This is a genomic window from Streptomyces lonarensis (assembly GCF_012033735.1).
In the GTDB taxonomy this organism is placed as follows: Bacteria; Actinomycetota; Actinomycetes; order Streptomycetales; family Streptomycetaceae; genus Streptomyces; species Streptomyces lonarensis.
On record NZ_JAAVJD010000270.1, the window covers coordinates 1 to 6,375 of the forward strand.

The window sequence follows — 6,375 nt, forward strand, 5'->3', positions numbered from 1 at the left end:
GGGGCCCGGGCCGCGGGCATCGCGGACGGCAGGGGCGGAGCCGGCACCGCGGCGGTGGTCGGGCCCCGGGCCGGCGCCGCACGTGGGCGTGGGCGTGGGGTCGGACATCCGGCCGGAACCGGCTGCCGGGGCCGGGCCGGTCCCGTTCGCCCCGCCGGGGTGCCGGAGGCGATCGGGGGACCGGTCGGCACGGGTGGGGTGCGGACGCCCGCGCCCGCAGGTGGCGGCTCCCCCCGAGCGGGACCGATCGGCGCGCGGGGGAGCCCACCACCCACGGCCGGGGCGGCGGGGGCGTGCGCCGGGCAGGTCGGTTCGGCGGGTCAACCGATGTGTCGTCAAGCCGTCTCACCCCTGAGCGATGTACGGGATGTGCCCGCGATCGCGCCGGGCTGTCGCACCACGCGGGACCCTGCGGGGCGACGACACACGGCGTCGCGCTCCCGGGCCCCCGCGGGCCGGACGTCACGTTAGGCCCGCCCGCGGTGCACCGGGGGCCGCGCGCCAGAAGATCACCTGTTCAGGTGACAGGCCGAAGGTTCCGAGCCATTGCTTCCGGCCATTCCGCTGCCCACCGGATTACCGCGACGACTGCTTGCCGTTGCGGGCCGTCCGCCGCTCCGGAAGCGCGGCGACCCCGCCGACGCCCGGGCTCCACCGTGCCGACCAGGGAACGGCGCGCGCGAAAGCGCCAGTTCAGAGCCGCGTGGTGCAGCTGCGACCCGCCACGTCGGAGCGCCGGGCACAGCTCGCGACGGGCGGCCGATAGTCGGCCACCCGTTCGGCGGCGAGCGCACAGCACGCCGAACGGGCCCCCGGGAGGCGGCACGAGCAGATCCCGCCAATCAGCCCGTGCGGCCTGGACCGGAACACGGACGGTGTGGTCGCGCGCGGCGAAGCCGGAGAAGTGTGCGGCCGGGCGGCAGGCACACGCACCCTCTGAATCGGCGCCTGCGGGGCGTCGGGGTGCCCGATCGCTTCAGGACCCGCGAAGCTCCGGCAGGGCGGTGGGGAACACCGCCCTGCCGACCTGGGTGGTGACCACCGGCGCGTCCTGGGCTGCCTCCGTGCGCGAGAGCGCCTCCCAGGCTGCGCCAGTGAGTCGCCCCAACTCCGGCACTGACCGCACCACGCGACCGGCTGCCGGAGATGTCTCGATCCCGCCAATCACCGGCAGCGCCCCGCCGGCGGCTGTTCAACGGCGGCCGGGTCGCCAGCTGAAGCACGTGCTCCAGCGCGAGGCCACACACGGTGGCACCCATCTCCTCGACGGCCGACTGTTCGTGCGGCGGCGCCTCGGCCACCAGAAGCGGCCAGTGCAGCACCACGACCCGCTCCCAGACCTCGGGGGGCAGCGTGGTTGCCAGGTGGTGGCTCTCGCCCACCGGGAGGTCCCGCAGTCGGCGCGCGGCGTCCTGCGTCTGGCCGACGTAGCAGAGCCCCGCTCCGGCCGCGAACACTCCGTAGAGCACGGGTCCCCGAGCGGCAGGGCGGACGCCGCTCGGCTCGGTCAGCAGGGCCCCCACCCGGTGTGCGAACCGGTAGCGCTGCTCCTGCCACCGCGCAAGCCGCGCGGCATCGCCCACCAACGTTGCCAGCGAAGATCGCCAGGCGGCAGAGGCGTCCTCGTACGCTCGGTCGTTCACAGGCCCTCCCTGCACGTGGACGGTGCATCGCAGCAGCGTGAGCCTCGCCCCGACCGGGAGGTAGGACCGCCCCTGCGCCCCTGCCCCACCCGGTGCGCCCGCGGCGGACGCGGTTCGGGTGGAAGCGGACCCGTCGAGGCTGCACGCACTGTCCGGCAACGCAAAACCCCTCCCACCTGCGCTTGCGCGAGGTGGGAGGGGTTTGCTTCCCGCTGTGGCGGCGCCAGGATTCGAACCTGGGAAGGCTGAGCCGGCAGATTTACAGTCTGCTCCCTTTGGCCGCTCGGGCACACCGCCTGGGATTGCTGCCGTACGCCTGCGCGGCGTTCGGCAACGGGGTAAACCCTACCCGATGGGCGGGGGTGGTCCGCCACCCGGTTGTCGGCCCGGGCCCGGTGGCGGCGGGTGACTAGGCTTGTCCACCGGTACACCGTTACGTCCGAGCTACGCACGAGGAGCCCGACCATGGCCGACTCCAGTTTCGACATCGTCTCGAAGGTCGACCGGCAGGAGGTCGACAACGCACTCAACCAGGCGTCCAAGGAGATCTCGCAGCGCTACGACTTCAAGGGCGTCGGCGCCTCGATCGAGTGGTCCGGTGAGCGGATCGAGATCCGGGCCAACGCCGAGGAGCGCGTCAACGCGGTGCTCGACATCTTCCAGACCAAGCTGATCAAGCGGGGCATCTCGCTGAAGGCCCTCGACTCCGGCGAGCCGCAGGCGTCGGGCAAGGACTTCAAGCTGTTCTCCACCATCAAGGAGGGCATCTCGACCGACGACGCGAAGAAGGTCGCCAAGCTCATCCGCGACGAGGGCCCCAAGGGTGTCAAGGCGCAGGTGCAGGGCGACGAGCTCCGCGTCAGCTCCAAGAGCCGGGACGCCCTCCAGGAGGTCCAGCAGCTCGTCAAGGGCGCGGACTTCGACTTCGCCGTGCAGTTCGTCAACTACCGCTGAGCCTCCGCCTCAGCAGTACACCGCGGAAGGGCCGGGGCGCCGCACGGCGGCGGTCCCGGCCCTTCGCCGTGCCCGGCGGGCGGGTGTCACCGCGGCGGCGCCGGGCCGGCCCCCGGCTCGCGGGCGAGCAGTGCACCCGCCGCCGTCACGGCCGTGACCACGACGAGGGCGGCAAGCCCCGCCCAGCCCGCGGGGTCCGGGTCAAGCAGGGGGCGGCCGCGCAGCGCCTGCCAGGTGGTGAGGAGCAGTGCCCCGCCGCAGGCGACGGCCCCGGCGCCCACCAGGCGGTGGCGCACGCCGGGCCCGGCCAGCCGCGGCCACCGCCGCGCGCCGCGGTCGACCGCCCACAGCAGCAGCGGGAGCAGTTGCAGTGCGTGCATCCCGAGGAAGTGGGGCACCCGGAGGTCGCCGCCCTCCACGGACCAGCCGACCACCGGCAGGCCGTCCCCGCCGTCGCCCACGCCCACCGCGTGGGCCCCCAGGACACCGGCGGCCGGGTCGCGCTGGTCGCCGCTGGTCATCAGGAAGGCGACGGCCATGGCGGCGACGGCGATCGCCATGCCGGCGCGGAGCGCCAGCCCCAGGGCCCGGTCCGGCAGGCGGTGGCGCAGCACGAGGACGGTGATCCCCAGTGACGCGAGCCAGATGACGCCGGCCGCCGCGGCCATCGCCGCGAAGACGTAGGCGTCGAAGGCGGTGGAGCCGTTGAAGTGGCTGCGGGTGCCCCGCGCGGCCTGCAGGGTGATCAGCCCGACCTCGATCGCCGAGGCGACGGCGAGCACTGTTCCGGTGCGCTGCCCGGCGGGCCGGCCGCGCGGGGCGGCGGGCAGCAGGGAGAGCAGCCAGATCGCCGTCGCGCCGTAGATGCCGAAGGAGAGGGCGAACTTCAGCGGCTTGAGCCAGACCGGCTCGCCGTTGACCGTCCTGCCGTCCAGCAGGGTCCCGAGGAGCGCGGCGGCCGCGAGCAGCAGCATGAGGCCGACCAGCACCACCAGGGGGCGGTGCGGATGTGCCCCGTGGCGGCGCGGTGGTTCGGCGGTTGCCCCGTCCCCGGTCCGGTCGTCCGCCGTGGCCGGGAGGGCGTCGGCGCCCGGGCTCGTCGTCGTGGTCGTGCTCGCTGTGCCCGCGGCCGTGGAGTCCATCGGCGCACCCTCCCCCTCGCTTGGATAGTGGCACTCGCCACTATCCGGATAGTGTCACTATCTATGCTGGGTCGGGTCCACGCAAGCCCTCTTCATCCGGCAGTCCGGCGCGGCGGCCCGGACGACACCTCGGGAGCCCCATGCGCATCGGCGAGCTCAGTCACCGGACCGGCGTCCCGGTGGCGACGATCAAGTACTACCTGCGCGAGGGCCTGTTGCCCCCCGGCGAGGCAACCGGGCGCAACCAGGCCGTCTACGGCGAGGACCACGCCCGGCGGCTCCGGCTGGCGCGCGCGCTCATCACCGTCGGCGGACTGTCCGTGGCGGCCGCGCGCGAGGTACTGGAGGCGCTGGCGGCACCGGACCGGTCGACGTACAACGCGCTCGCCGTCGCGCACACGACGGTCACCCGCCACGAGCGGGACCCGGCCGTCCCGGAGGAGGCCCGGGAGCGGGCCGCGGAGCGGGTACGGCGGCTCATCGCCGAGCAGGGGTGGCAGCTGCCGCCGGACCTCCCCGCCGCGCGGACGCTGACCGACACCCTGGCGACCATGGAGCACCTGGGCAACCACTCCTTCGCTGCGCGGCTCGACCGGTTCGCGGCGGCGAGCGAACTGGTGGCGGCAGCCGACGTGGACTGCGTCGACGAGGTGCGCGGGAGCGCCGAGGCCATGGCGGAGACCATGGTGGTGGGAACGGTGCTCGGTGACGCCGCGTTGGCCGCGCTGCGGCGGCTGGCGCAGCAGGACGCGGCGCGGCGCCGCTACGCGCCCGCGGCGCGGGATGGCGACACCGACGGGGACTGCCCGCAGCCGGGGGCTGCCGCGGGGGACGCGCCGGCCGGCTGAGCGGAACCCGGGCGTCGGGCCTCGACCCTCAACGGCCGCGGGACGACCCGGCCGGCAGGGGGAGGGCGGACACGCCGGGGCCGGCATGCTGGGGCGCACACACGCCGGGGCCCCGGTCCGGCGAACGGTCCCGGCGTCCCGACGCGGGCAGGCGGACGCCCCGTGGCGCGGGGCGCTGCACGGGGCGTCTGCGGGAGGGGCCGGCGGCGGGCTCAGAGGAGCCGGGGCGCCGCCGGGTTCACCAGTGGTAGCCGGGGTTGGCGTCGGTGGGTACGATCTCGCGGCCCAGCGGCATCAGCGAGACCGGGATCATCTTGAAGTGGGCGATCCCGAACGGGATGCCGATGATGGTGATGCAGAAGGCGATACCGGCGGTGATGTGGCCGATGGTGATCCAGATGCCCGCGACGATCAGCCAGATGACGTTGCCGATCCCGGAGAAGATCCCGGCATCCGGGCGGTCGGTGACGCGGTACCCGAAGGGCCAGAGCGAGTACCGGGCGATCCGGAAGCAGGCCAGCCCCCACGGGATCGTGACGATCGGGATGAAGCAGATGAGCCCGGCGACGGCATAGCCGAGGGCCATCCAGATGCCGGAGAAGACCAGCCAGATGACGTTGAGGACGGTCCTGATCACGTTGTTCTTCTCCTAGGGCGCACGCGGTGGCGGGGCCGGGCGGCGACGCCCGGTCGTGGGTCGGGACGCGTGGGAGCGCCGCACGGTTGCTGTGCTGTTGTCCGGTGGCGGCGCGGCCAAACGCCGGGCTGCCATGGTGGCGCGCATCGCGGCCGGACGGCCGGTTCGACACCTCGCGCGCACCGCCGGGTCAGCCGGCCCCCTCGGCCATCCGGCGGAGGCGGTCGATGCGGTCGGCCATCGGCGGGTGGGTGGCGAACAGCCTGGTCAGGCCCTCGCCGCGCCGGAACGGGTGCGCGATCATCATGTGGCTGGCGGCTTCGATGCGGGGTTCCGGCGGCAGCGGCAGCGCCTGGGTCCCGCGGTCCAGTTTGGCCAGGGCGTCGGCGAGGGCGTGGGGGTCGCCGGTGAGTCGGGCCCCGGCGGCGTCCGCCTCGTACTCGCGGGAGCGGCTCACGGCGAGCCGGACGAGGGTGGCGGCGACGGGCCCGAGGAGCGCGATCAGGGCGATGCCGACGATGCCCGGCCCGCGGTCGGACCGCCCGGGCAGCAACCAGGCGAACTGCACGAGGAGCATGACGGCGGAGGCCATGGCGCCGGCCACCGAAGCGATGAGGATGTCGCGGTTGTAGACGTGGCTGAGTTCGTGGCCGAGGACACCGCGCAGTTCCCGCTCGTCGAGGACGGCGAGGATGCCCTCGGTGCAGCAGACGGCGGCGTTGCGGGGGTTGCGCCCGGTGGCGAAGGCGTTGGGCGCCTCGGTCGGGGAGATGTACAGCCGGGGCATCGGCTGCCGTGCGACGCCCGCGAGTTCGCGGACCGTGCGGTAGAGCTGCGGCGCCTCGAACTCGCTGACGGGGCGTGCCCGCATGGCGCGCAGCGCCAGCTTGTCGCTGTTCCAGTAGGCGTAGCCGTTGGTGGCGAAGGCGACGAGAAGCGCGACGAGGACTCCGGTGGTGCCGAAGAAGCTGCCGATGAGCAGTATGAGGGCGGACATGCCGCCGAGCAGGACGGCGGTCTTCAGCCCGTTGGTGGAGCGGTGCACAGGGTGCCTTCCGGGGTGAGCCGCCGGATGCGCCGGGAGCGGCGGCGGACCGGGCCGTGGTGCGGCGGGCGGCTCGTCTGGGGCGGTCGGGGACGGTGCGGGGGCC

At 74.4% G+C, this 6,375-nt stretch carries 5 protein-coding genes and 1 tRNA gene; 2 read left to right on the forward strand and 4 right to left on the reverse strand.

Annotation, left to right across the window (positions count from 1 at the left end):
* Window positions 1-1,858: 1,858 nt before the first annotated feature.
* Window positions 1,859-1,940: transfer RNA gene (locus tag HCN56_RS22435), tRNA-Tyr, on the reverse strand.
* Window positions 1,941-2,108: 168 nt separating this feature from the next.
* On the opposite strand from HCN56_RS22435, the gene HCN56_RS22440 reads away from it, so the two are divergent.
* On the forward strand, window positions 2,109-2,597 hold the full coding sequence (locus HCN56_RS22440) for a YajQ family cyclic di-GMP-binding protein (RefSeq protein ID WP_167973990.1): 489 nt from the start codon (window positions 2,109-2,111) through the stop codon (window positions 2,595-2,597).
* Window positions 2,598-2,683: 86 nt separating this feature from the next.
* On the opposite strand, the gene HCN56_RS22445 is transcribed toward HCN56_RS22440, so the two are convergent.
* Window positions 2,684-3,739 carry a hypothetical protein gene (locus HCN56_RS22445; protein ID WP_245246901.1) on the reverse strand — a complete coding sequence of 352 codons (1,056 nt, stop codon included), beginning with the start codon at window positions 3,737-3,739 and terminating at the stop codon, window positions 2,684-2,686.
* A 140-nt stretch (window positions 3,740-3,879) separates the two neighbouring features.
* Between HCN56_RS22445 and HCN56_RS22450 the strand changes: the two genes are divergently transcribed.
* Entirely contained in the window at window positions 3,880-4,587 is a 708-nt protein-coding gene (locus HCN56_RS22450) for a MerR family transcriptional regulator (RefSeq protein WP_167973991.1), read from the forward strand.
* Between the two features lie 238 nt (window positions 4,588-4,825).
* Here the strand turns inward: HCN56_RS22450 and HCN56_RS22455 are convergent, their stop codons facing one another.
* Together HCN56_RS22455 and htpX are read right to left on the reverse strand one after the other, a co-directional pair.
* A complete protein-coding gene (locus HCN56_RS22455) occupies window positions 4,826-5,221 on the reverse strand; it encodes a YccF domain-containing protein (RefSeq protein ID WP_167973997.1) in 396 nt (131 codons plus the stop codon).
* A 193-nt stretch (window positions 5,222-5,414) separates the two neighbouring features.
* Window positions 5,415-6,269, reverse strand: a complete 855-nt coding sequence (gene htpX, locus HCN56_RS22460) for a zinc metalloprotease HtpX (RefSeq protein WP_167973993.1) — start codon at window positions 6,267-6,269, stop codon at window positions 5,415-5,417.
* Window positions 6,270-6,375 lie beyond the last annotated feature (106 nt).

Excerpts from the sequence above, each read along its gene's own strand:
- HCN56_RS22440 (WP_167973990.1), top strand. The coding sequence starts at position 2,109 with ATGGCCGACTCCAGTTTCGACATCGTCTCGAAGGTCGACCGGCAGGAG.
- HCN56_RS22445 (WP_245246901.1), bottom strand. The coding sequence starts at position 3,739 with ATGGACTCCACGGCCGCGGGCACAGCGAGCACGACCACGACGACGAGC.
- HCN56_RS22450 (WP_167973991.1), top strand. The coding sequence starts at position 3,880 with ATGCGCATCGGCGAGCTCAGTCACCGGACCGGCGTCCCGGTGGCGACG.